This is a genomic window from Butyrivibrio sp. AE3009 (assembly GCF_000420845.1).
In the GTDB taxonomy this organism is placed as follows: Bacteria; Bacillota; Clostridia; order Lachnospirales; family Lachnospiraceae; genus Butyrivibrio.
Map to the genome: position 1 here is coordinate 16,175 of NZ_ATVS01000009.1, position 26,131 is coordinate 42,305.

At 43.8% G+C, this 26,131-nt stretch carries 15 protein-coding genes; 4 read left to right on the top strand and 11 right to left on the bottom strand.

Annotated features, from left to right (window positions below; all coding sequences use genetic code 11):
- Positions 1 to 134 precede the first annotated feature (134 nt).
- Complete coding sequence (locus G588_RS0106415) at positions 135 to 1,469, bottom strand: hypothetical protein (RefSeq protein WP_022777935.1); 1,335 nt, start codon at positions 1,467 to 1,469, stop codon at positions 135 to 137.
- 159 nt (positions 1,470 to 1,628) lie between these two features.
- Between G588_RS0106415 and G588_RS0106420 the strand changes: the two genes are divergently transcribed.
- Positions 1,629 to 1,913, top strand: coding sequence for a hypothetical protein (locus G588_RS0106420; protein WP_022777936.1), 285 nt, complete (start codon positions 1,629 to 1,631; stop codon positions 1,911 to 1,913).
- 24 nt (positions 1,914 to 1,937) lie between these two features.
- On the opposite strand, the gene G588_RS0106425 is transcribed toward G588_RS0106420, so the two are convergent.
- Positions 1,938 to 3,302, bottom strand: coding sequence for a sodium-dependent transporter (locus tag G588_RS0106425; protein WP_022777937.1), 1,365 nt, complete (start codon positions 3,300 to 3,302; stop codon positions 1,938 to 1,940).
- Positions 3,303 to 3,494: 192 nt separating this feature from the next.
- On the opposite strand from G588_RS0106425, the gene G588_RS0106430 reads away from it, so the two are divergent.
- A complete protein-coding gene (locus G588_RS0106430; protein WP_022777938.1) occupies positions 3,495 to 4,493 on the top strand; it encodes a GGDEF domain-containing protein in 999 nt (332 codons plus the stop codon).
- 72 nt (positions 4,494 to 4,565) lie between these two features.
- Here the strand turns inward: G588_RS0106430 and G588_RS0106435 are convergent, their stop codons facing one another.
- The 4 genes from G588_RS0106435 to mgtE form a co-directional block, all read right to left on the bottom strand.
- Entirely contained in the window at positions 4,566 to 9,395 is a 4,830-nt protein-coding gene (locus G588_RS0106435; protein ID WP_081644279.1) for a leucine-rich repeat protein, read from the bottom strand.
- A 105-nt stretch (positions 9,396 to 9,500) separates the two neighbouring features.
- A complete protein-coding gene (locus tag G588_RS21365; protein WP_022777940.1) occupies positions 9,501 to 13,118 on the bottom strand; it encodes a GH25 family lysozyme in 3,618 nt (1,205 codons plus the stop codon).
- The gene (locus tag G588_RS0106445; protein WP_022777941.1) at positions 13,118 to 15,583 is read right to left on the bottom strand and encodes an adenosine deaminase; all 2,466 of its coding nucleotides are present in this window, start codon (positions 15,581 to 15,583) and stop codon (positions 13,118 to 13,120) included. The genes G588_RS21365 and G588_RS0106445 overlap by 1 nt, the downstream gene beginning before the upstream one ends.
- 15 nt (positions 15,584 to 15,598) lie before the next feature.
- Entirely contained in the window at positions 15,599 to 16,963 is a 1,365-nt protein-coding gene (gene mgtE, locus G588_RS0106450; RefSeq protein ID WP_022777942.1) for a magnesium transporter, read from the bottom strand.
- A gap of 288 nt (positions 16,964 to 17,251) precedes the next feature.
- Between mgtE and G588_RS0106455 the strand changes: the two genes are divergently transcribed.
- Entirely contained in the window at positions 17,252 to 18,241 is a 990-nt protein-coding gene (locus G588_RS0106455) for a helix-turn-helix transcriptional regulator (protein WP_022777943.1), read from the top strand.
- 113 nt (positions 18,242 to 18,354) lie between these two features.
- Here the strand turns inward: G588_RS0106455 and G588_RS0106460 are convergent, their stop codons facing one another.
- Complete coding sequence (locus G588_RS0106460) at positions 18,355 to 18,678, bottom strand: hypothetical protein (RefSeq protein ID WP_022777944.1); 324 nt, start codon at positions 18,676 to 18,678, stop codon at positions 18,355 to 18,357.
- A gap of 352 nt (positions 18,679 to 19,030) precedes the next feature.
- Positions 19,031 to 21,295, bottom strand: coding sequence for a formate C-acetyltransferase (gene pflB / locus G588_RS0106465; protein WP_022777945.1), 2,265 nt, complete (start codon positions 21,293 to 21,295; stop codon positions 19,031 to 19,033).
- A 182-nt stretch (positions 21,296 to 21,477) separates the two neighbouring features.
- Between pflB and G588_RS0106470 the strand changes: the two genes are divergently transcribed.
- Positions 21,478 to 22,563: a hypothetical protein gene (locus G588_RS0106470; RefSeq protein ID WP_022777946.1), complete on the top strand. Its 1,086-nt coding sequence runs from the start codon at positions 21,478 to 21,480 to the stop codon at positions 22,561 to 22,563.
- On the opposite strand, the gene G588_RS0106475 is transcribed toward G588_RS0106470, so the two are convergent.
- The 3 genes from G588_RS0106475 to G588_RS0106485 all read right to left on the bottom strand — a co-directional run bounded on the left by G588_RS0106475 (position 22,552) and on the right by G588_RS0106485 (position 25,797).
- Positions 22,552 to 24,453 carry an asparagine synthase-related protein gene (locus tag G588_RS0106475; protein ID WP_022777947.1) on the bottom strand — a complete coding sequence of 634 codons (1,902 nt, stop codon included), beginning with the start codon at positions 24,451 to 24,453 and terminating at the stop codon, positions 22,552 to 22,554. The genes G588_RS0106470 and G588_RS0106475 overlap by 12 nt on opposite strands.
- Positions 24,454 to 24,567: 114 nt before the next feature.
- Positions 24,568 to 24,765, bottom strand: a complete 198-nt coding sequence (locus G588_RS0106480) for a hypothetical protein (protein WP_022777948.1) — start codon at positions 24,763 to 24,765, stop codon at positions 24,568 to 24,570.
- Positions 24,766 to 25,047: 282 nt separating this feature from the next.
- A complete protein-coding gene (locus G588_RS0106485; RefSeq protein ID WP_022777949.1) occupies positions 25,048 to 25,797 on the bottom strand; it encodes a transposase in 750 nt (249 codons plus the stop codon).
- Positions 25,798 to 26,131 lie beyond the last annotated feature (334 nt).

Consider the following 26,131-nt stretch of genomic DNA (forward strand, 5'->3'; position numbering starts at 1 on the left):
TTCGGTAAATTTGTATAATTAACATTAACCTATGAAATTGGGGTCTGACCCCAATTTTTTTCTCGACAAGCCTCAAGCCTTGATTTTATCTGCATTTCATTTTTTTCTATTTGTGTCTAAACTGTGAATTGGGGTCAGACCCCAATTTCGCCATAAGGAATATATATTACATACTCACCATGTCCATGTGGCACCATGCCATCATCAATATAGATCAGCTCCATATGTGTCGGATACAGGAAAAGCTTGGTCGTATCATACCCTGCGTACTCATAAGCTTTTTCATGAATATCTTCTTCGCTGCACCCATAAAAACCATGCTGCGCATCCGGATTCTTAGTATAGAAATCATAAGTGGCATCGGCCACAAGCTTCTTGAAAGCCTCCTCATCCTTGCCAAGATACTCCTGAAGATCCAGTCTCTCTCCTGTATTCATGTCATAGAGAAACTGCTTCTCGGAGAGCCATGGATGGGGAGCTGTATGAATGTCCGTCTCTGCGCTGACAGTTATAGCCAGGATGTGATCATCTATAAGGCATACGTTTTTTACCTTTGAGTAATGATATGTAGCATTGTCGCCATCGTTGGTGCCGCACTCATCCTTCGAGTTGTCGTAAATATCATCAGGCCTCTCCGAGATCATGTCCTTCTTGATCAGTTTGTTTATTTCCTTAGCCTTTGTATACTCATTTTCATCAAGGATCACATACTCCTCAAATGTATCGATGATCTGTCTGTGACAATCAAGGCAAAAATAGTCTCTTGTCTGATAATCCGTTTTGTACCTAACCGACTCTTCCCTCGCTATCAGCTCTTCACGCCACATATCCCACAGCTTGGCAAGCTCATCCTTCGGAACATTGTTAAACAGATTGCTGAGCATCTTATTGAAATCCTTGTTGGTGGGCATGTATCCGCCGCAGGCCTTCAGCTCGTAGTCGTTCTCATCATATAAGATAAGGAAGTCGGAATAGCCATCACAGACATCCTTTTCCAACTCCGGGTCCAGCGTATAGAGCTTATTCCTGTCAATTCCGCGGGTAATCCCGTTGTACTGAGCATCGCTTAGAGGTAAAGATGTCATATAAATATAGTTATGCTCTCCGTCAGAAGGCACATATACAAGCAGCTCTTTGTCTGAGCTGACGATTACCTTAAGGCTGAAGCAGTCATACCATATTCCCCAACTGCTGCCGCCGTAATATGAAGCAACGTAGTATTTATCAGAAAAAGTCGGCACCTCAGCGGTTTCTTTTTTCTTAAAAAGGCTTCCCTTTCCGGCTTTCTTATCACTCTTCCCCTTGTCATCACCGGAATTTTGCGCCGGATTCTCATCTGTTTTCAATTCCACCGTTTCGGCTCTTTCCTTGGGCAAATCCTTTGCGCTCTTCCAGTTAAAAAAACATATTCCCCCGAAAACAGCTGCTGCCGCCACAACTGCCGCTATCGTTATTATTTTCTTTTTCATACCATATATCTCTCTGTCAATCTGACGTATTTTTCTATTATTCTAGAGCGATAAACGCTACTCTTAAATGCCGAAAAAGGCAAAATATACTGTGATATTTCTGTGATGAATCAAATGCTAACATAATAACATCAATCAAAGAAAAAAGGAGAATACACTATGAAAAAAGTATTCGCAGCAGCAATGATCATATTCACATTATCCACCGCATCCATGACAACTCTGGCAGCACCCTCTCCCTGCGCAAGCAAAGACCAGGCCACCTGCATAGCTCTTAAAGACGCAGGCTACGATGAGGAAGACACCCTCTATACCTATGCCAAAAAGGTCTTCGTAAACGGAAAAGAAGCCTACACGGTGGAATTCCGAGTAGGCTTCGTTGAATATGAATATGTTATTGATTCCGCAGACAGTGCTGTTATCAGCACCGTTGTCAATGACTGACTAATGGGTCCTGTTGTTACTCCGTTACATCTGTATTATTCCTAATACATTTAATACAGCGCTCACCAGGATAACCACTACAAATATAGGACACAGCACCGTGATCATCACGGAAAAGATCTTCTTTCTTCTGAAAGGATGACCATCCTGCTCCACCTCTTTGGTGAGGACATCGATTCCCATATGCTTGGTAACAAGAATGCAGGTCATCAGCGCCGCAATGGGCATCATGATGGAGTTGGTCAAAAAGTCAAAGAAATCAAGGATCTGCATCTTCATAATGGTGACATCAGCCAGAGGGCCGTTACCCAGTGAAGAGAGACTTCCCAGAACGATCATAACCAGTGCCATTATCACTACGCCGCGTCTTCTGCTCCATCCGAACTCATCTGAGAAGGTGGAAACTGCGCTCTCAGTAAGGGCGATGGCACTTGTCACCGCTGCAAACAGCACTAGCGCAAAGAACATGATTCCGATAATCTTACCAAATCCCAGACTTGCAAAAATCTTAGGCATAGTAATAAACATCAAGGATGGTCCTGCCTTTAACTTGCTCTGATCTCCTCCGTAAAAAGAGAACACCGCCGGAATGATCATAAGGCTGGCCATAACAGCGATTGCTGTATCAAAAAACTCCACCTGTCTTGTGGACTCATGAATGCTGACTTCTTTTTTGACATAGGATCCGAAAGTAATCAGAATTCCCATGGCAATTGACAGGGAATAGAACATCTGGCCCATGGCCGTTACCACCGTCATAATGGAAAAATGTGCAAAATCAGGAATGAACAGGTATTTCACGCCCTTCAGCGCTCCCGGTCTTGTTACGGAATAGACGCAGACTCCAAGAGCCAGCACCACCAGCACGGGCATAACAAACTTGGAAAATCTCTCGATTCCGCGCTCAACTCCCATGAAGATAACCCCAAGAACCAGTGCTGTAAATATGATGAACCATATCTCGGAAGCAGTTCCGTCGGTGATGAAATTCACGAAGAAATCGTCAGTGGCCACATACTCCGCATCGCTTCTGATATATTCAAACAGATACTTGGTAACCCATCCGCCGATAACCGAATAATAAGGCACGATCAGAATCGGAATTATGGCATTTATCCAGCCTCCGAAGCCCATGAGTTTGTTGCTCCCCAGAGCATGAAAAGCTCCGACAGGACTTTTTTTCGTATATCTGCCGATGGCGGTCTCAGCCACGATCATGGTATAGCCAAAGGTCAGCGCCAGAAGAATATATACCAGCAGAAAGATTCCTCCGCCGTACTTGGCGCACAGATATGGGAACCTCCAGATATTTCCCAGTCCCACGGATGCTCCTGCCGCCGACAGTACAAATCCTATTTTACCCGAAAAAGACCCTCTTTCTTTTTTCAAAACACTTAACCTCCCAAACTTATGTAAACTTAACCTCTAATATACCATAAAAAACATCAACTCGTACCCCTCAGTTATTTATAAAGCTTTAATTTGAGCGAATCCCATTAAACATAGTATAATCATAATGGTATACAGTTTACATTTCATCGCTAAGACGTCTCGTATGACTCCGGAGAAATGATGCAAAGCATGATTTATTCGCCATTTGACATTGCCATAATTATTCTAATTATTGCGTTACTGGCATTTCTATGCGCTTTACCTGCAATTCTTTCGAAAAAGCACACAAAAGCAGAGGCCTATGGCCTTGTATCAAATGCCATTATGGATACATATTCTTCCCTTGCCTTGATCGATCTTAGCCAAAACTTAGTCATCCCTATTAACCCGGGCGAGATTGACGAGCAGGTTTTTAAGGGGCAGAGAACCCTCGTCCCCAGCAAAGAAAGGGTTCTCGCAGCGCACCTTGCCGCCAAGCCCTTCAGAGAATCCCTTGCTCAGTTTATCAGCATGGATACAATACGGGAGCGCATTGGAGGTCTATCTAACATATCCTATGAATACGTTGACAACGATGGTAAATGGACACGTCTTCATTTTATAGTTGCCGAAAAAGATTCAAATGGCGTCGCCCAGCAGATCATCTGGGCTACAGAGCCCATAGACGAAGACAAGAAAAGACAAGAGCAGTTCAAGGCTCTCGCCGAAACTGACTCTCTTACACATACCCTTAACCGAAGCGGCGGAGAAAATGTTATCTCAGAGCTTCTTCTTGACGGCAAAAGAGGTATGTTGCTGGTAATTGACGCAGATCACTTCAAATACGTCAACGAAACCTACGGCCACGACAAAGGCGATGAGGTCATCATCACCCTCGCCAATGTACTCAAGGATACCTTCCGCGAAACAGACGTATTATTCAGGCTTGGCGGAGACGCGTTCGTAGTCTTCGTCGCAGGCGTCGACAGCGAAGACCTTGGCTGCATCACCATCAACAGACTCTTTAACAATTTAGACAAAGTATCCTTCGAGGGCATAAATGACTGGAAGATCAGACTCAGTATCGGGGCCGTTCTGTTTGGTGAAAATGATAAGGATGCCTTCTCAGTTCTCTATCACGCCGCAGACAAGGCCATGAACGAGAGTAAGAAGCATGAAGGAAACTATATAACTTTCGCAAATTCATAAGCATCATGCAAATAATAAACAGCGCCGGAGGCTTCCATACACTTCCGACGCTGTTTTTTATACTCTAATGATTTAATTCTTCCTGGCCCATCCAAACCATATGTCCAGAATGGATCTGGTGCCGATCTTGAACTTCACTGTCTTGGTTCCGCTGTAATTTCCGATTCCCATGAAAGTAACCTGCGCAGTTCCTTTGTACTTGTTTGCCACATAGCTACCGGGGACAACCATGAGGTCTCCGGTCTCACCTCCGTCAGTACTAAGCTTCAGCGGTGTTTTTCCCTTACCGATGGTCGCCTGAAGCAGCTGATCCTGTGAGGTAATGCAAATAGGATTTCCCTTGTTATAGCTCTGATCCTTGATCTTGATGGTCGCCTTGGAAATGTCGTTAACGGTTCCCGCAGGAAGAATGGTATAAGTGGCTTCTACTGTATCCTCGCTGTAGCCGCCTCTTCCTGTTACCAGGACTGTTATCACATCGCCTGCTGCCGGGTGGGATTTGGAATCAAGTGTCTCTCCTTCTTTTTGGTATACAAGTTTCTTCTCGTAGTCTGTGCCGGCTTTGAGAAGTTTGCCGTCGTTGTCGAAGACCTTAACGGTGGTGGTGTATTTGCCGGCTTTAGGGGAGTAAGGAACGTCGGTGGTTATAACATTTATTCCATCGGTCTTAGAAAAAGCACGTCTGTAAACCGTGAATGATTTTGAAATCTTGCCCGAATAATTTCCCTTTCCACTTACAACAACTGTAGCCTTGGATGCAGGATAACCTGTATTTCCTGAATATTTCACGGTATAATCCCTGTTTACTCTAAGAAGACTCTCACCATACATAACTCTTATCTGCGCAGCCGCCCCTGATTTTCTGTAAGCTGCGGATAGCTCAGTACTTCCGCTTGTGGAAGTAATACTTATCAGGTCTCCTGCGATAGGATATGCGTTGATCTTAAATGTTATTCTCTTTTCGCCGACAAAACTGTCCGTGTTAGCCCCCGGTGTTCCTCCTGCATTTAAGCCTTCCAGAACAACTGTCGCTTTACCGGCGGACTTGGCATCAATGATCTTTGCCACCCTATAATCGACGTTTTCAATCAGCTTCACATTGTTATAGGTCAGAGAAAAATCAAGCGGTGTAACACCATCTTTGGCCTTAAGCTTTTCAAGCGTATATGCCTCACCCATATACAGCTGATCGGGAATTGCTGTTATCTTGACCTTGTCGATTGAAATCTTTTTAACCGCTCTCTCTGCCGCAGCAAGGTCCATCGCTCTTGTTCCGGTAAAGTTTCCAATGCCGGTAAAAGTCGCAGTGCTATCATTCACCTCCAGAGTGTAATCCTTGCCAGCCTTAAGCTCCTTACCATTCCAGGCAAGTGCAGGCTTAGATGCTTTGCCGGACTTCTTCATGTATGTGTCAAAAGCCTGATTGTCAGCGATTGTGAGCGGTTCTATTGAGAAGTAGGATATCTCTTTGCCGCTGTAATTTCCCTTCATGGACAAAACAATCTGTGGTGCGGACTTCTTATCCTTGGCAGTGGGATTCTCCGAATTCTCAAGAACGTACGCATTCTTATTATTCTTGTAACTAACCTTGTAATCCACGTTTGGAACAAGAAGTTTCATGTTGTCATAGACTCTGATATTCTGGGTCTGCTTGGCTGCGTCATAAGTGAGATTAGATACTCCTCCGAGCCAGATTCCGTCGGGAATTATGCCGTCTTCGGGGATGTCTTCGGGAAGGATATCGCCGTATTTACTGTAGTCTATTTCTTTGCCGTCTTCGAGAATTTCTTTTTGAGGAACACCATTTTCATCTACAACTAATAACTGTACATCACTGTTACTAGTCTCATTATTTATAACGCTGATCATTTCTTTTCCTTTGGTCAGCTCAACATTCTCAAATGTCATCGTGTTCGTCAGTACTATACCATCCGAAGTTTGTTCTTGATCCTGTATGACATATCTTAGGCTTCCTACATCAGTTCCGGTAAGTATAATCTTAAATTGCCCCTCAAGTGGCAAGGTAATAATCTTTTTATCTCCAAATACACACGCGCTAATATCATCACTTTCCTTGTGTACTATCTTGTTATCATTAATTGCAAGCAGTTCCTTTCCTGTATTTTGATCCACCACGGAAATATCTACAGGACAATATATAGTCAAAACCCTTCCCGTCCTCATTGTTTCTTGTATCCTTCGGAAAGTACCACTTGCAATAGCCCCTTGAAGATAGGCCATGTATGCCTCACAAACGTGATATTCTATCAGATCAGATTCAAGTCTGTCTTTTCCTGTGTATTTGTTGTAATAAAATAGTGTATCTGCTTCAACATTTAGAATAATATCAGTTCCATATCTCATCGCTTTGAGATCCAACGGAGAATATAGTCCTAACTTTTCCAACATCATATAGAACGGATTCGAAGAGTTCCTCTTATCCAAAAAATCCAACATCCATGAATCATAATCATTTGAAAACTTCGCAAAAGCATCTAATGGCTTGATAATATTCATGGAGTTTCCCCAAAGCTTATGTCGATAATCATAATCCCAAGCAGTTAACGGACTTGCATATGTATAGCATGTAATATCATTCAAGTAACATCCACTTGAGACAAGAAAAACATCCAAAAGGTTGGCAGTAGCACCTCCCAAACTATGCCCGGTTATATAATACCTGACATCTCTATCGTTTACATGAATTCCATTTCCCGCCAAAAATGTTATTAGATCATCATAAACATTTTGAGCTGAAGTAATAAATCCTTCATCTGAGAGATCCAATACTCCATCTTCAACAAAATCTGTTTCAAGATCTGTTCCTCGACAAATAATAGTCACAATCTTATATGTTCTATTCCCGGATTTATAGGTCTTTAACGCAAATGTGTGGGCAGGTGTTGGCTTATCCATGTTCTCTGTACCATAAGACTTATGCCAACGATACTGCGCCTCCATTTCATTTAAATCTTCGCTCTCTTCCAGTAGCCCTAGTTTAATAAGCGAATCATCCAATGTTCGCATCGCATCTCTTGGCTTATACTCAGCCATGGCACTAAGAATAAGGCTTATCTGAGCGAGTTTGGCATCTACAACAGTTTTACTGTCCAAAAGAATCCCCGGAGTCCACTTAAAGGTAAAGTCGTTCCCACAGTATGATAAGCTAACAGTTTGGTCTTCTTCCTCCGGCGCTTCCTCCTCACCATAATGAATTGTCGCGTTTTTAAGCGCATCATTTTCTTTGCCAACCGTTATTGCCTTCCACTCCAACTCCGAACCGGCATAATATATGTCCTTAACAAATGTTGAATAAAATGCGGATGGTCTTATCTCTTTTACGCTGATAGGTATATATACATCAGTAAGAGCATAATGATGGATAAAAGAACATGCACCAATGCTGGTAATACCCTGTTTTACAATAACCTTCTTAATCTGCGTATGATATTCCCACCACGGAACTGTCAAATCTCCGTCCTCTCCATCATCATACACAAAATCATACATTTCACCTGAGCCGGAAATAGTCAGCACTCCGTCAGCATATTCCCATAGAGCATTTTTACCACATCTGTTGTCTATTCCATAATTGTAATGAATGGTCGCATTTTTGAGATTCTCATTTCCTATTCCAATTTCAATACTTAGCCAGTCTGATTCATCCCCTCCGTAATATACATCAGTAATCCTGTCATCAAAGTAAAAAGAATTGTCTCCAATAACCTTCATGCTCTTCGGAATATACACTTTTGTCATGCTGGCACAAGCATAGAAGCTGTATGCAGGGAGCCAGTCTACACTTTCAGGAAGTACCACCTCTGTAATTCCGCAAGTACTGAAGGTTTCAAAATCGGTAAGGCGCAGTCCCTCAGGCAATTCCAATGTCTTAAGCTCATGACACCCCTTAATAAATCTACTTCCAATAGTTGTCACAGTACTTGGAAGGGTAAGCTTTGTTATATTAATACAATTGCCAAAACAGTCCGCTCCAATCTCCTTAAGTCCCTCTTCAAGCACAACGTTTTCAAGATAGTTGCACTCGTAGAACATGAAATTGCTAAGCCTTTCAACACCGGATTTAATTACTACTGTCTCCAGGCCTTTGCAACTTTCAAAAGCACGATCTCCGATACCCACAACTGTCCCAGGTATCGTTACAGAAGTCAACGAATTACAATTTTCAAAAGCACTGTTTTCAATATATTTAACGCTTGCGGGAAAGACAACCGCTTCTAGTTTGCTGCATCCACTAAAAGCATAACTGGATATCCTTTCTAACTTGTCAGGAAGCTCGATGGTCTTAAAATGGTTTTGATAAAAAGCATTATCTCCGATAACTGTCAGATTTTTAGGTAACTTGATCTGATCAAGGTGACTACAGTAAAACGCTGCAGAACCTATTTTAGTTATCGAATCAGGAAGATCAAACTCATCAAACTCGCACCAATAAAAAGCCTGAGCTCCAATAGATGTAACGCCTGATGAAATAACCACTTTTTTCACAGCATCTGAAAAACTTCTCCAAGGAGCTTCACTATCTATGAAATCCATCATGTCACCACTTCCGCTAATGGTAAGAACACCCTCGCTGCTAAGCTGCCATGTCAGATTGTCAATGACGCCGCTTCGCTCTTCTACAGCTAAAGTCTGAGCTGATTCTTCTATCATCTCAATGTCAGTATCATCGACATCTTCAGGCTCAATCTCTATTTCCTCGCCCACACTCTCTAAATTGCCATCCTCTTCTTCACACAAAAAAGAACCATCATCCAGCAAAATCTCTTCCACTGAACATGGTTCTTCATTGTTTTCATATGCAAAACTGCTAAAAGGCAAACTTCCGACTGCCAAAATGCCTGCCAGCATAACCGATAACACCTGTCCTGCTATTCTCATCATCACACCCCCACACAATAGAATAAAAGGTTTTTTTCACGCATACACCAATATTATAAGGTGTATGCCGGGGGGTGTAAACCAAGGATGCAACCAGCATTGGCTTAATTACTTGCCGGCAACATTCTTCGCCGTTATCTTGAACGTCGCAACCACTCTTCCTCCGTAGTTACCAATGCCCTCTAATGTCACCTTGGCTGTTCCTTTGCCTACATTGGCCACATAGCTTCCGGGAACGATCCTGTAGTTCTCAGGTAAAACAAGGTTTTTTCCAACCATCACAGAAGTAATGTCGCTCTTCGTGATCTCAACGGGTCTTCCGGTGTAGCACTGATCGGCGATCTTAACCTTAGCCTTGGCGATGCTTGTGGTTACAACGCGGAACTCGGCGCTGCCTATGCCTTCAAAGTTTCCTTTGCCATATACAGAGGCCCTTAGCCTGGTGCCTTCAGGAATGATGTCGGCGTTTAAGACGGGATCGCCATCGTGCTTTTGCTGTCCGCCAATTTTTCTATCTTCTGCGTAGGTATAGATAATTGTCTTGTCAAAATCTGTGCCTGCAGCAAGCTTGTGTCCGCTAAGGTCTGTGATTGTCATAGAAGTCTTGAAGTTACCGGCTTTGTCTTTGTCTGTAACATCTGCCGCATATACATCAAGGGCTCCCAGGTTCTCGGGGCTGATCTTGAATTCGCGCCTTATGGTTCCCTTGTAATTGCCCTTTCCGGTTATGGTGACACTGGCGTTTTTGCCGGGCTTTGTGACAGTTGTGTTTCCGGCGTACTTAAGCGTGTAATCTTTGCCCTGAACGAGGTCATAGAGCACGCCGTCTTTTTTGAACGCTATTTTTACCTCAGGCTTAACTCCGCCCTTGGTGAAATAATAGGTATCAACATCCTCCGGATCCGGCTCTTTTCCGGCTATTAGCACAGCAGGCTCTATGGAAAAAGTCTTTTTAACAGTCCCGGAGAATGCTCCGATTCCGGTAAAAGTAATTGATGCCTTGTTCTTGCCGGCGTTGACGTTATTAAGATATAACACCGTAAAATGCTCATTCTCTCTTAACTCGTAAGTAGTTCCGGCTGCGTCCGTATAGGTCAGTTTGTAGTTACCCTCCTGGGTTATGGCTTTGCAGGCAAAAACAAAAGATGTCTTAAGCCCCTCTACCTTGACGGACTTCATGGGAAGCGCTGTCACCTTGAAGGTGATCCTTCGCTCGCCGGTGTATTTGCCGGTTCCTCTGATGTATACCGATGCGGTGCCTGCCCGATCGTTGTCGGTGTAGCGCTCGATCACATAGCCGTCAGCGTCAGGGTCTTCTCCGTCTCCAAGAAGCGGAACCGCAGCCTTATTGTAGCTAACGGTCAGTACCGGCTCAGCTGCCTTCACGGAGCCATCTGCACCTAGCTCTAACTTCTGAGCCTTGATCTTGCCGATCTTGAGCTTGGAAACAGGTACTTTCTCGGTCTCCTTCTTCAGAATAACCGCTGTAAATGTGCCGCTTCCGGTGTAGTTGCCCTTAGCCTTTACAGTAACGGTATACTCTGTATCTTCATCTGCGCTGCCGATCAGCGCTTCATCATATATGTAATCAAAATCCTTACCTGCCGCAAGAAGGGTCGTTCCGCCCTTGTCGTCCTTAACATAGGACACGGTGGTAACTGCCTTCTGCGCTTTGCCGGTATAACCCAGCTTAACATCCGGGGCAATCAGTTTGTCAGTGATATCAAGCGGAAGAATCGCAAACTCCACGATCCTTGTCTTTTGATAGTTGCCCTTGCCGGTTATGATGAGCTGCGCTTTGTCAATCTCGGTCTTGCCGACGTTAACATTATTCTTGTATTTAACGGTGTAATCCGAGCCCAGCTTAAGCTGTTTGGTGCCGTAAAAAACTCTTATCCCCGGGAAAGTGATCGCTTTGCCCTCGTAGTTAACGCTCTCAGGTACTCCGTAAACCAGTATCTCAAGCGGTACCTTATCTGCGCTCGCGTACATGGCCTTGATATCAGCATTTTCCGGAAGATCAAGGTCTCCCCAGTCAAGGGATTCATCCAGCTTCCAGCCTGCGTAGAGCACGGTGTCACGCCTTAAGGTATCCTTTGTAAAATCCCATTCATAATTGCAGTTCTCATCCTTGTACCAGCCGGTGAAGATATAGTCCTGTCTCACGGGATCAGCGGGCTTTTTGATCAAAGTGTTGTACACTGCAGTTATGCTGCTGACGCTGCTGCCGCCCATACTGTCGAAGGTCATGGTGTAGCTCTGGATCTTCCAGATGGCGTAGAGAACGTCGTTATCCTGGGTGAGGGTGTACTTATCTCCCGGCATGTAGGATTGGCCGGTTCCGTCGGCCTTGGTGTTCCACTCTACAAAAGTATGACCCGCGTTGTTATAGCTGCAATTAGCTACGGTAACTTCTGTTCCTTGATAGCCCTTGGTAACTGACATGCTACCGCGCCCACCGTTGGCTTCATATTTGAGGCTGTCGGCGATGCGATAGTAGTCTCCGAACCAAAAATCAAAATCTACATATGTACTTCCCACCATGCCCGAAGGGAAGCTGAAACTACTGGTAACCTGCCAGGTCTCAAGCCTTCCCTCGTAGGAGGTGCCATATTCGCCATCAAGATTTTTGACAAAATTGGCCATCCAGATGTAGGTCGTTTTCGGGATTTGGGAAAGAACCATGTCTTTTTCAAGCATGTCCCTATTGGCGTATATTCCTGGAAGGAAGCCGCTGTTTTTAATAGTAGTGCAAAAACGGTTGACGATTGCAGTGTGCTGCTCTGCTGAAAGCCCAGCTTTCTGAAGTCTTCCGGGGTCTTTACTATATTCGTAATCTATGTATATAGGCAAAGTGATAGCACTTTTGAAATCTTTGATCTTGTTTAGACAGTAATTAGCTTCCTCAACGGCCTCATCTTCCGTTATAGCCTGTGAATAGATGTATACGCCAACCTTAAGTCCTGCTGCCGCTGCATTCTTTGCATTGTTTACAAAGCATTCATCGTCGATAAGCGTTCCTGCAGATCCGTATCCTCTGGCACCTGCCCTTACAATAACGAAGTCAATGCCAAATTCCTTTTTCATACGGGCAAAGTTATCTTTAGTAATGTTCTTCTGATACTTTGAGATGTCTATACCATAGCGAATGCCAACTCTTTTGCTGTCATCATCGGTCTTGTAATACTTGGGATATCTGACCCTGAGCTGCGGATGGAGCTTGAATACATGTGGATCGGGATTCTGCGCCTCAAGGAAAGTGAATTCCTCCTCATCAAGAGGTGAAATGGGAACAATTGTCTGATCCTCTTCTATTGGAAAGTATTTAAGAAGTTCCGGATCCTCAGAATCGTAGAACCAGGTGTCGCCGTTTTCATCAACGGATATGTAGTTGCCGTCTTCCTTTTTGGTGAGGTTATAACGCTCAAGCCAAGCGGATTCCCGGTCCGTGTCAATGGTCGCTCTGTCTTCAACCGCCTCTTCTACCGGCTCTTCCCCCACTTCCTCTGTGGTTACTTCATCCGATTCTTCCAACATTTCTTCGGAGTAGTCTTCTGTACTCTCTTCAAAAGAAGCAGTTTCAACTCCATCTTCCTCAATATCCACTGATTCCTCCAACGCTATCTCCTCAGAAAAATCAGTGTATTCTCCCTCTGATGCACTTACAGGGATTCCCGTAAACAGCATCATGCAGCTGAGTAATGCTGCGCATAATCTCTTTTTCATCATTTCTCCTTCTCCCCAAACTCCCTCTGTATCTTCCTTATCTGCTCCACGATCCCCTTCTCCTCATCGAAGAATTCCACGTATCCCTGCAGGGAACGGGCCTTCTGCTGGAGGGTCTTGGAGCGGCTCCACACCAGGATGGCGGCTTTGCCTTTGCCATTTTTGGCTTCCTGGATGAGGTTGGCGGCGGCGCTGTTGCCATCGAAGGCAACGACCATGGAAGGGCGCCTTTCGAAGATCTCGTAGTTGAAGCTCTTGTAGATGCCCATGCCCTCAGTCTCTGTGGAAACTCTTATTTTAACGCCGCTATTCTTTAGCCGGTCAATCTCTTTGGCGGTCACGGCCGCAGGAACAACGCTGTAGATCTTGAATCCTTTTTTATTATTATCAAGCATATACTTCTCATAGCCTGAGAGCTTGTGCCCTATGACAAAAAAGACCTCCTCGGGATCCAGGAACTTCATCAGCTCCTTCATCTGTTTGATGCCCTCCTGTGTCACACGGGTAGCACGCTTCTCAGTATTAAAGCTTCCTCCCAGCAAAATAACCGGGAATCTATCCCAGGACAGCTCCTCAATCTCTTCCTTGAGCTCTCTGTTGGCGTCGAACCTTGGAACACTCTTAGTATTGCCACGGGATATCTTAACAGTCTGCATCTTCTCAAGAAGAACTTCCTCCATATCCCTTTCGCCGAGCATCTCCGTGTAAGCTGCTTTCTTGGTAGAATACGCAGCCCTGCTGTATTCTATGATGCTCTCCTCGTTTTCCTTCATAAGACGAAGGTCCTTCTCAGACAGCTCCAGCATCCTCTCCAACGACAGTTCCTCATCAATTGAATTGGTTCCGTAGAGAGCCGCACCATCTGAGCCCTGCACGCACTTTATGCCCTGTTTCAGGTACTGCCGCAGGGGGTGCTTATCCAGAGAATTCAGGTTATTTAATCTTACGTTACTGGTTATCTGGAACTCCAGCACCACATTGTTCTCTTTTAACATCTTAAGGACTTCTTTGCCCTTCAGAGACCTTAAGGAGTAGGTGTACAGACCATGTCCCAGTCTCATTCTCGGCATCTGCTGCCCCGGCGCAAGGAAATCCCGTACACACTGAATGCTGCCCAGAATATTGTCCTTGTAACTGTCATTCTCTCCGGCGTGAACTCTGATGACAAAGGAAGGATCGTCCTTTGCGATCTTCACCAGCTCCTTGAAAACAGGTCTCAGAGTGCTGATATCATTAATCTCCTCGCCGACAAAATCGCAGCCCGCCACATACGGATCAAGAGCTGTGGCCTTCAGAACTGCCAGGTTCTGCTCCAGATAATCCGCCGGTGTCACCGCATCTTTGATAATTGTAAGAGGGATCCTTCGCATCGCAGCCAGGAAGCGGATCATGACACCCGTCTCCTGATAGATCCTTGGCATGACCTCATGGACCTGCCGCAGCATTTCGATGGATTCATATTTTTTTACCAGAGTGGTATCACTTATCTCGGCGTAGCAGACTCCCTGACGCTTGTAGTAACGTGCGATCCACAGGAGCTTGTCCTGGAAAATAGTATTATTGCAATAATCCGGATTCTCCCTGTCTATCAGCATCTGCTTGAGGTAGCGCTTAACGTCCTCGTCGGGGATCTGGTCCACGTTATGGAGCCTTATCTTCTCATCGCTCTCTTTTCCTTTGCAAAAGACATATCGATAGAGGTAGACCTTCTCAAGGTTGGTAAAAACGGCCTGTCCATCCTTGATAACAGCCAGCGAACCACGGATCTTGACTATGTTCATTTCCGCATTTCCGAGGTTATTGAGGATCAGGTCTGCAAAATTGATATATGTGTTGTCATTGATCTTGCGGTCTAGGTATTTGCCGGTAAGCTCTGATGTAATGAACTGCTTGGCAACCTTGGATCTCTGGGCATTTACCCGGATCCACTGCTCTTCGGTTAGCTGCAGCTCTAACTTTTTGACATAATACAGGGGATATCTTATCTGATGGCAGATTCCCAGGGCAATCAGCATATCGCCTGTGAGATTGCCGTTCATATGGGTGTGGAGATCTGCGCGGAATTTCAATTCTTTTTTTACAAAGGTCTTAAAAACAGTCTTATCAAGGCCTAAGCGATAATCCTTGGTCTGGCTCATGAGAGTCTTGGAAATAGCCGGGATCGCAGCCTTCATCTCAACACGGGCGTCGGGATATATCCTTGCAACTTCGATGTCACCAAGGCTGAAGATATAGCTCTCATGGTTCTGCGCATCAATAAAACAAGGAACCTCGCCTCTTATCACCAGCATTCCGTTCTCGTCATGGGAGAGGGGCAGCCGCACGATTGCTGCGAGATTCCTTATAAGATTGCCTGTGCCGTGGTTGGGCGTGGACAGAACGTAGAGCATTCTGTCCAGGTCCTTGTACAGGCTCACAATAATGTCTTTTTCATTATCCAGGAAAAAGGCTGTGAAATAGGTCATATTGTCACCTCTGTTTTATAAAACCAAGTGCAGCAGTCTCGTTGCCATATTGAAATATACCAGCAGCGAAAGTGCATCAACGATTGTCGTGATCATAGGTGATGCCATAACAGCCGGGTCAAAACCCGCCTTGGAAGCCAGCATGGGAAGGCAACAGCCCACCAGCTTGGCAATAAGTACTACGATAAGAAGGGTCAGGCATACAACAGCCGCAACAGGGACTGAGAGCTTATCCAAAAGAAGCAGCTTAACAAAGCTTGCGGATGCAAGGGTCAGACCACAGAGAAACGCTACCCTCAGTTCCTTCCATATGATCTTAAAAATGTCGTCAAACTCGATCTCTTTTAGCGAAAGTCCACGAATGATGGATACGCTGGCCTGGGAACCCGCATTACCGCCTGTGTCCATCAGCATTGGAATATATGCTGTCAGAACAACGTAGGCTGCAAGGGCTTCCTGGAAGCCGGTGATGATGGCGCCGGTAAAGGTGGCACTGATCATCAAAAGAAGGAGCCAGGGCATTCTGTTTTTGTAAGTTTCAAATATACCAACCTTGGGATAGGGCTTGTCAGAAGGCATGATAGCTGCCATCTTCTCGATATCCTCAGTGGCCTCTTCTTCCAGAATGTCCACTACGTCATCGATGGTGATGATACCGACCATTCTGGTCTCGTTGTCAACAACGGGCATGGCGGTAAAGCCGTATTTCTGGAACATTCTGGCCGCTTCTTCCTGGTCGGTCATGGTGTTGATGCTGATGACGTTGGTGTTCATTATGTCTCCGATGGTGTCATCGGGATTCATTATCAGCAGGTATCTGAGGGCAACTGTGCCCACAAGGATCTTTTGTCTGGTTACGACGTAGCAGATATTGATGGTCTCAGAATCCACACCCTTTTGTCTGATGCGCTCAATGGCGTCGTTAACGGTCATGTCCTCACGCAGGTCCACGTACTCCACGGTCATGATACTTCCGGCGGAGTCCTCAGGGTAACGCAAAAGATGGTTAATATCAGCTCTGGTCTCAGGGCTGGCATTAGCCAGAATACGCTTAACGACGTTGGCGGGCATCTCTTCCAGAAGGTCCGTAGCATCGTCGGCCATCAGATTGTCGATAATATTGGATGCTTCACGATCTGACAGTGATCGAATGATGTACTGCTGTGCATCGAGTTCCAGATCGGCAAAAACATCTGCTGCCATGTCCTTGGGCAGGATCCTGAACATTTTAAGGGAATCCTCATTTTCCATCTCACCCATTGCAGCCGCGATATCGGCTGTGTTCATCTCTGAGATGGTCTGACGGAGCAGTGTGTATTGCCTGCTAGAGAGAAGATCCTGTAAAACTTCAACGATTGTCTTTTCTTCTTCCATTTCCATGGTAATCTCCTTTGTATGTGGTTTTTATGGTACTTCGACCGGGAGCAGGATCACTGCCGCATTTATGTGTATCCGACTTCATTAAAAACCACCACCTTTCATTCGAGATTACATGAAAATCGCATTTCCATGCACTATAATGATAGCACAGTGGGGTGGGTTGTGCAAAAGTAATATTGGGGATAAATAGGCCCGAGTTAAATATGGATTTATATTTATTCCTTTCATTGATAACATGTTGAAAATTGGGGTATCATTGTAGCAGAATACTTTTTGCAGGAGGCGGTTATGCCAAAGGGAACAAATCAGAAACTCAAGCTCTATTATCTTGCCAAGATTCTTGTTCAGAAGACGGACGACACTCATTACCTTACTATGCCTGAGATTCGTAAGCTTCTCGAAGAATACGATGTTACTGCGGACAGGAAGAGTCTATATGACGATATGGAAGCGCTGAGGGTTCTTGGCATTGATGTTATAGGCGAGCAGCGGGGCCGCAACTACTACTACCATGTGGGAGGCAAGCACTTCGAGCTGGCAGAATTAAAGCTCCTGGTGGATGCCATCCAGTCCTCCAAGTTCATAACCGAGCGCAAGTCCTCGGATCTGATCAAAAAGCTCACAGCCCTTGCCAGTGAGCATGAAGCAGCGCAGCTGAAGCGCCAGGTTGTGGTTCAGGGCCGCGTCAAGACCATGAACGAGAGTATCTACTATCTGGTGGACGAGATTCACACAGCCATGATGAGTAACAAGCGCATCACCTTCGAATACCTGACCTGGAATCTGGAAAAAAAGATGGTTCCAAGAAAGGAAGGCCTCTACGAGGAAAGCCCCTGGGCTCTTACCTGGGATGATGAGAATTATTACCTCATAAGCTACGACACCCCCCAGCAGAAGATCAAATTTTTCCGCGTGGACAAAATAAGAAACATCACAATAACAGATAAAAGGCGTGAAGGCCGCGAAGAATTTGAGCAGTACGACATGGCCGCCTGGGCAAGAATGAATTTCGGAATGTTCGGCGGCAAAGAAACTATGGTGAAGATTGCCTTCAACAACAGCTTTGTCGGCATCATGATAGACCGCTTTGGCAAAGATATGCCCATTCGCCCCTCCAAAAAAGATGGCTGGTCGGAAACCACCGTGGAAGTCGCCATCAGCGACCAGTTCTTTGGCTGGATTTTCTCCCTTGCCACCAATGTGGAAATACTGGAGCCTGCAGATGTCAGGCAGCGGTATAAAACAGAGATTGCAAATCTGATGAAGATGTATAAATGATTATTCTTAACAGCATAAAAGATCTGGATTATGAATCTGCAGCACAGAATATATTGGAAAAAAGCCCGAGGCTTCTCAATGAAGTCTCGAGCTTTTCTTTTTTATAATTCAAATTATTTAACCCATCTTGTGTGTGCATTCTTTACTTCAGGAAGCTCTTTAACGCTTTCGCAGATGCTCTGAAGCTTCTCGTATGAACCATCTTCTACAGTGAACACATAATAGCATCCATATGGGCGATACTCTGCAGTAGCATTTGCCACATTCTCAACATTAGCAACTGCACTGCTGTCAAGATCAACATACTCGTTGAACTCTACAACAAATACATTATTTGTATCATGCTCGATGTTTGCCTCAGCAAAACTCTGGTGTCCTGTGATTGCCATAACCATTCCAACAAGTACTGATGTAAAAGTAATAACTAAAGCTTTCATTTCTTATCTCCGTATAAACTAAATCTAAAAAATTTATTAACTGTTTCCGACAAGTGACAATATATCAGATACGCTTATACTTGTAAATACAAAATCCGAAAAAACAATAATTCATTAACGGCGTATAGAAATGAAATAAAATACATCCAGAGCCCATCTGCTTTGCAGCGATTTTTGCGCAATCTCAGACACAAAGAATTCACATTTTACCCGATCAAAAAAGATTGTTGCGAGACGCAAAGTAGAGTGCGTACATATGACTCCGTCACCTTTCATTAGCCAATACACAGATGAGAGGCAGACAACATAAAAAATACTTGTTTTATGTTGTCTGCCTCTCATCGTCCTGCTATTAAAGTGCCTCGTGGCATGTACGTGCGATAACGTCGAGCTGCTGCTCCTTAGTAAGGTTGATGAACTTAACAGCATAACCTGATACACGGATTGTGAAGTTAGCGTACTCAGGCTTCTCAGGATGCTCCATCGCATCGATGAGCTTCTCCTTACCAAATACGTTAACGTTGAGGTGGTGTGAGCCCTGGTTGAAGTATCCGTCAAGGACGTTAACCAGCTTGTTTGCTCTCTCCTCGTCGTCGTGACCAAGAGCGTTAGGATTCATTGTCTGTGTATTTGAAATTCCATCGAGAGCGTACTCGTAAGGAATCTTAGCAACAGAGTTAAGTGAAGCAAGAAGTCCGTTCTTCTCTGCACCGTAGGAAGGTGATGCACCGGGTGCAAATGAAGCGAATGCAGGTCTTCCGTCAGGTGTAGCACCTGTAGCCTTACCATAAACAACGTTAGATGTGATTGTAAGGATAGATGTTGTAGGCTCGGAATCACGGTATGTGTGGTGCTTCTCGATCTTCTTCATGAAGGTCTTAAGGAGCCATACAGCGATCTCGTCTGCTCTCTCATCATCGTTACCGTATCTTGGGAAGTCTCCCTCTACCTTGTAGTCGATAACAAGGCCTGACTCGTCACGAACGGTAGAAACCTTAGCATACTTGATAGCTGAAAGTGAATCTACAACGTGTGAGAAGCCTGCGATACCTGTAGCGAAGGTACGTCTTACGTTTGTATCGATAAGAGCCATCTCAGCTGCTTCGTAGTAGTACTTGTCGTGCATGTACTGGATGAGGTTGAGGATGTTTACATAGAGTCCTGCAAGCCAATCCATCATGATGTCGTACTTGTGCATTACTTCGTTATAATCAAGAACTTCTGAAGTGATAGGAGCCATCTCAGGACCTACCTGCATGTGCTTGCCGTCCTTTGTAAGGAACTTCTCATCCTTACCGCCGTTGATAGCGTAAAGAAGGCACTTAGCAAGGTTAGCTCTTGCTCCGAAGAACTGCATTTCCTTACCTGTCTGTGTAGCGGATACGCAGCAGCAGATGCTGTAGTCATCGCCCCAGATAGGTCTCATAACATCGTCGTTCTCGTACTGAATTGAAGATGTTGTAACAGAGATCTTAGCAGCATACTTCTTGAAAGTAGCAGGGAGCTTGGATGTGTAGAGCACTGTAAGGTTAGGCTCAGGTGAAGGTCCCATGTTCTCAAGAGTATGAAGGAATCTGAAGTCGTTCTTAGTAACCATGTGACGGCCGTCCATACCAAGACCGCCAACCTCAAGTGTAGCCCAAACGGGATCGCCTGAGAAAAGGTTGTTGTATGAAGGAATACGAGCGAACTTAACCATTCTGAACTTCATTGTCATGTGGTCGATAAGCTCCTGAGCTTCCTTCTCAGTAAGAGTACCCTCACGAAGGTCTCTCTCAATATAGATATCAAGGAATGTTGAAACACGTCCAACTGACATTGCAGCACCGTTCTGTGTCTTGATAGCTGCAAGGTATCCGAAGTAGAGCCACTGAACTGCCTCTCTTGCATTCTTAGCAGGCTGTGAGATATCGAAGCCGTATACAGCTGCCATCTCCTTCATGCCCTTAAGTGCTCTAACCTGCTCGGAGATCTCCTCTCTCTGACGGATGATGTGATCAAGCATTGTTCCGTCGCCGCAGTTGTTGTAATCTTCCTGCTTCTTCTGGATAAGGAAGTCGATACCGTACAGAGCAACTCTTCTGTAGTCGCCTACGATACGTCCACGTCCGTATGTATCAGGAAGACCTGTTACGATGTGGCTGTGTCTTGCAGCTCTCATCTCAGGTGTGTATGCATCAAATACTGCCTGGTTGTGAGTCTTGTGGTACTCTGTGAAGATCTTGTGGAACTTCTCGTTTACCTTGTAGCCGTATGTCTCAGCAGCTTCCTCAGCCATCTTGATTCCGCCGTAAGGCATGAATGCTCTCTTAAGGGGCTTGTCTGTCTGAAGACCTACTACAGTCTCAAGATCCTTCATAGACTCATCGATATATCCGGGGCCATAAGCTGTGAGGCTTGAAACAACCTCTGTCTCGCACTCAAGAACGCCGCCCTTCTCACGCTCTTCTTTCTGGAGCTCCTGAAGTCTTCCCCAAAGCTTATCTGTAGCTTCTGTGGGATCTGCTAAAAAGCTCTCGTCTCCGTCATAGGGTGTGTAGTTATTCTGGATGAAATCACGTACATTTACGTCATCCAGCCAGTGGCTTCCTTTAAAGCCTCTCCATGCTTCTTTCATAATATTCTCCTTCTTAAAAAACAAAGTGCTTGTTAAAGTTTTATCACTTATTTTTCCGAAGGTTATCTTATCAAAGCGACATTATGTAAACATTGATTGTAATCAAGTTTATGTTTGTTCACAAAATGGTCACAATATTTTTTTAAATTAGTAGAGTCTTTTTTTGACAAAGGAGAGAATAAATGTATCAGTATCTTGAAGATAATAATTCTGATTCAAACCCAATAGCATTTGAAACTCAGGATAATCCGCAGCCTCCCGTGCAATTTGACACAGAAGCTGCGCTGAAAGACCGCAACGATCGTCTTCGCGGCGAGTTTCTTTTAGAGGAGAGCAATCCGAACATCAAGCGTGAGTATCTTGAGTCAGATATAGATTCCGACATCAGACAACAGCTGGCCAAACAGGAAGAATACGCAGACGCAGCGAATCCTTTTTCCAAGAATAGCGACGACAGCAGACACACTTCTCGTAGCCAAAGGAAACAAGGCCCCTTCATGATTTCCATACTAAAGGTGTCGGCTGTATTTTTAGTGGTATTCTCACTGATCGCCGGCTATGCCCGTTTCTCGAGTCGTCCCGATGTCACCGACAAGCAGCACCCCTTCACTGTGACAACCCTGTCACAGGATGCGGATCTTGTAGATTCCTGCAATATAGATTTTTACGACTTTTACCTTACAAGCGACGGCGATCTGTACATGTACGACACCCGCTTCAACGAGACCTATCTTGCAGATAACAATATTACCGCCATCTACTATAACGAAAACTTCAGCGATGCCCATTTTATCTACGCCACCAAAGAAAACGGAAGCCGAACCGGTATCGTCAAGATCACCACTTCAAAGGAGTATCAGACACTCCTTTTAGGTGAGCATTACCCCCAGATGGTTTCCTCCGACGGCAGATTTCTTTTTTACAGCGACAGACAAAACGGCGGCATGCTCTATGTTTACGACAATTATTCAGAGACAAGCTTCAAGGTAAGTCATCTCAAGGATTCTTGTGTAATTGCCTCCAACAAAAAAGGTGATGCCGTCCTTATAAGGGACAACATCACCGGTGATATCTATGGCTGGAACGAAGCCGATTACAGAGATGATAAAGACCTCGAATATATCTGCAGCGGCAAAACCGAGTACACCATAAACTATGATTCTGATACCGCTATCACCATCAGCTTCAAGGATAAAAACGGAATGCAGCGTGTTGCGGTGTCACATGACAAGATTTACACGTGGGTGTATAAGAATTCAAGAGGATAAATTCGCTTCTCTGGAACGCTTGACCAGATGCTCTATTTGAATACATTGAATTATTGTTGAATAAATCTTACTATCAAATTCTTTATTGCTCTTGCAATAAACCCAATCATTTAAGACGTCAAAGTCAAGATAGTCAGACCAGTAATCCCGATCAAGCCATTCAAGATACTCTTTCCTGCTATTAATTGTTTCCTCTTTTAAACCGCCGTCTTCTTTCTCATTCTTTTTATTCATGACAGTGTTTTTCATGCTGATGCTCTCTTTAGACTTCAGCCAGTACAAGGACTCTGGCATAATATCCTTGAAAGCCTCTCTGAAAATATATCGATTATAGTACCAGTTATGGTATAAATACCTGGGAATGCCCAGTGCAAAATCAATTACTCTATAGTCAAGATATGGTGTCAAATATCTTATACCGGTACAACTCCCGTAGAAAGCCAAAACATCGAGTCTGTTTCTGCTGCCTCCTTGCCTAATATACCTAACAGGGTCGTATGCAAAATATAATAAAGGTAAAGCTTTTGTTTTATTTTTCTCAGCAAACTCAGGCTTCATAACAGGGTTAGCACCCGCATCCACATGGAAAAAAGGCTTTAACAACTTTTCTCTGGCATATTTTAAATTATCTCTAATAAGCCCAATGGTCTTAATAAGTCTGTATTTCGAAACACTACTCCTTGAATACATCAGTCGCAAATAATGATAGTACTCATGATAGTGCAGCATTTCATATGGATTTGCCCTGTGACTAACGCCTTCATCACCTCCGTGACCGGTAAAAACAAATTTAACACCTTGATTCCTCATAAATGAAGCAGTCTCATAGATTTGGGCTGTATTCATATAGTGTGGAAATGCATATTTTATATAATAATAGGTATTTTTATATTTTCCTTCAGTATCCAAAAAGAAACGTTGATTAAGAGTCTCGTCCCCGTCAATCTGTATTTTCAGCCCCCCATAGTTACATTCTATTCCTGCCTTTTCACATACATCTTTTATTACAAGGCGCTCATCCTTTTCCACTATAGGTAGATAATCTTCCCCAGGAGTCCAGGAATAATACACGCAGTCTTTTCTCAATCCTGCCAAAAGCAGATCAATCACGCTTGAATCTAAGCCCCCTGACAATTCCGCTCCAATTCGAAATGATGATGCTCTTGCTCTAATAGCAACAGCATTCTCTACTAACTTCCTAAGTTCACGAGTATACTCTGTCCTATTCTTACAGCGAATCTTTTTTTCTCCGGGAATCCAATAGTAGCCTTCGTTACATGTTATTTTAGAATCAGAAAAATCAAACTTTACATAACCACCGGGAGACACACATTTGATTCTACGATATTCAGTATTTGTTGCTGAATGCTCAGATGCACCTATCATCGCATAATACAATAGTTCTTCATTAACTGAAACATCTGTATCCTCTACAGAAGTAATGCCTCTGATATCCGTAGAAAAAATCACTCTCTTATCATCCTGATAGTAAAAAAGTGGCCTGATTCCCATGTGATCTCTAAACAGCACAAGTTGCTTTCCAAAATCATCCCAAATGGCTCCTGCGAAATCTCCATTTATGTCTTTTAAGCCTTGAATCCCTTTTTCTTTTATTGTACAAAAAATATAATCATGGTCAGATTGTTCTGTTTCATTCTCTGAAAATACAAATGCATCAATGGCTCCTAGCATGCTTCCGTTCTTCATTAGATAATTATCAGCATTTGAATCCTTTTCTCTCAAACGCTCAGGCTTGATTCCCAAAAGAAAGGTCTCTGTAACAGTCCTTTGATTCTCCAAATCACCGTACAGACCATTCCACTTAGTCAATCCAATGTAATTAGTTTGTTCGATTTTATTTTTTGAAACTACACCATATATTCCACTCATAATTCACCATGAACCACTTCAAAATCTCATTATTATACTAACTGACATATACAAAAATAAGAGCTCATCAAATGTCTTTGATGAGCTCTTTAACACCAATTTAAGACGACTGAATTATGATAACTTATCAGTAAACTCTTCTTCCTCAGGAGTTGATTCTGTACCCTTTTCTTCCTGGCCCTTATCGCCTTTAGGAGTATGGTCATGTGTGCCCCCATACCATGTGCAACTCTCGTGATCATCGCACCAGAATCCTCCAGCAGTCTCTGTAAGGTTTAATTCTGCAAGTTCAGGTGTGTTCCATTTCTTCATTATAACTCTCCTCCGTTTTCTGTATTTTTAGTATATTCTTTAGGATATTTCATATTCTATCGAACTGCTATTCATAGGTCAATAATTCTTTCATCATTGTTACATATAGCCCCTCCCAAAGCCTTGAATTGTCTGAGTTTTATAGGTTCATTTAATCTATAATTTATACATTTTTGTTATTTGTCAAAAACTATCTATTTGGATTGCTTTTTGTCTGATTATTTTATACCAAACAGAACCGTCCCCATTGGTATAAAATCACCCACACAGGTGTATCTTCCTTTATCTATCCCCTATAGCCTTTTTTATTGTTGGCCTGGAAACACCGGTAAGTCGTTCAATTTGTCTAAGTGTCACGCCTCTGCCATGAATTTTTTTCAACACATCAAAGCGTTCGTTCTTGTCCATGGATTTTAGTCCCTTTTGATTTTTATCTTCAGGCACATATTCCCTTACTATTTCTTCGGCCCAGGTATCATCATGCTTTTCATCGTACTCCATGCAGCTATCGTCATTCTCGGTTCCAATGAATTTTCGATAACGTTCCCCGTTATCTATATATTTTTTGACGTAGCTAAAGTCCATATACTCCGGCGGATTATAATAGTCCCAGTAACTACTCCATCCATACTTAGATGCGCTGCATATTCCAGCCTTCTGCGGATTATTCAAAATGTATCTGAAGACTGTAAAAAAATATCTGCCATCATCCACCGGCTCGCTCCTATACCTATCCTGAAACAGATGACCAACACGGTTGTACTTGGAATTGAAATAATAGGAATAGCTAACGCCTATCTTTTTCATCAAAACAGCTATAGCATCCTTTTCGCCTTTCAACAGTAGATGTACATGGTTATTCATCAGGCAGTATGCGCATATTTTTACTTCCGTATCCATACAATATTGACTGAGTCTTTTAAGATAATATCCATAATCCCTTGGATCCTCGAAAATTCGCTGTTTATTTATTCCTCGTGTGATGACGTGCATGTATCCGGAATAGCTTGCGGCACGTGGCTTTCGTGACATTATTTTCTCCTATGACTTATTAATGACTTTTTTGGAAATGTCCGGCTGAAATATCATTGCCGTGTCTGAAGGCTCAGAACTGAGCTCACGACTAGGGTAGCATAAACTGCCTGTCATGTAAACAGCTTTGGTGCAATCTTAAGAAAGCCTTAAGAAATTTATGTTTTGTCGCATTTTTATTTACATGATGCCAAAGCAATCTGCTCTTTTTGATTCTACGCAATGTTTTAGTTTGATATAATTACCATAGATTATCGGGCAAACTACATCAGCGGGACGTTTTTATACCAATGGGGACGGTTCTGTTTGGTATAGTTTGTGCATGTAATGATAT

What these genes read in the sequence shown, in the direction of transcription:
- G588_RS0106415 (WP_022777935.1), bottom strand. Translation starts at nt 1,469, where the DNA reads ATGAAAAAGAAAATAATAACGATAGCGGCAGTTGTGGCGGCAGCAGCT.
- G588_RS0106420 (WP_022777936.1), top strand. Translation starts at nt 1,629, where the DNA reads ATGAAAAAAGTATTCGCAGCAGCAATGATCATATTCACATTATCCACC.
- G588_RS0106430 (WP_022777938.1), top strand. Translation starts at nt 3,495, where the DNA reads ATGATTTATTCGCCATTTGACATTGCCATAATTATTCTAATTATTGCG.
- G588_RS0106435 (WP_081644279.1), bottom strand. Translation starts at nt 9,395, where the DNA reads ATGATGAGAATAGCAGGACAGGTGTTATCGGTTATGCTGGCAGGCATT.
- G588_RS21365 (WP_022777940.1), bottom strand. Translation starts at nt 13,118, where the DNA reads ATGAAAAAGAGATTATGCGCAGCATTACTCAGCTGCATGATGCTGTTT.
- G588_RS0106445 (WP_022777941.1), bottom strand. Translation starts at nt 15,583, where the DNA reads ATGACCTATTTCACAGCCTTTTTCCTGGATAATGAAAAAGACATTATT.
- mgtE (WP_022777942.1), bottom strand. Translation starts at nt 16,963, where the DNA reads ATGGAAATGGAAGAAGAAAAGACAATCGTTGAAGTTTTACAGGATCTT.
- G588_RS0106455 (WP_022777943.1), top strand. Translation starts at nt 17,252, where the DNA reads ATGCCAAAGGGAACAAATCAGAAACTCAAGCTCTATTATCTTGCCAAG.
- G588_RS0106460 (WP_022777944.1), bottom strand. Translation starts at nt 18,678, where the DNA reads ATGAAAGCTTTAGTTATTACTTTTACATCAGTACTTGTTGGAATGGTT.
- pflB (WP_022777945.1), bottom strand. Translation starts at nt 21,295, where the DNA reads ATGAAAGAAGCATGGAGAGGCTTTAAAGGAAGCCACTGGCTGGATGAC.
- G588_RS0106470 (WP_022777946.1), top strand. Translation starts at nt 21,478, where the DNA reads ATGTATCAGTATCTTGAAGATAATAATTCTGATTCAAACCCAATAGCA.
- G588_RS0106475 (WP_022777947.1), bottom strand. Translation starts at nt 24,453, where the DNA reads ATGAGTGGAATATATGGTGTAGTTTCAAAAAATAAAATCGAACAAACT.
- G588_RS0106480 (WP_022777948.1), bottom strand. Translation starts at nt 24,765, where the DNA reads ATGAAGAAATGGAACACACCTGAACTTGCAGAATTAAACCTTACAGAG.
- G588_RS0106485 (WP_022777949.1), bottom strand. Translation starts at nt 25,797, where the DNA reads ATGTCACGAAAGCCACGTGCCGCAAGCTATTCCGGATACATGCACGTC.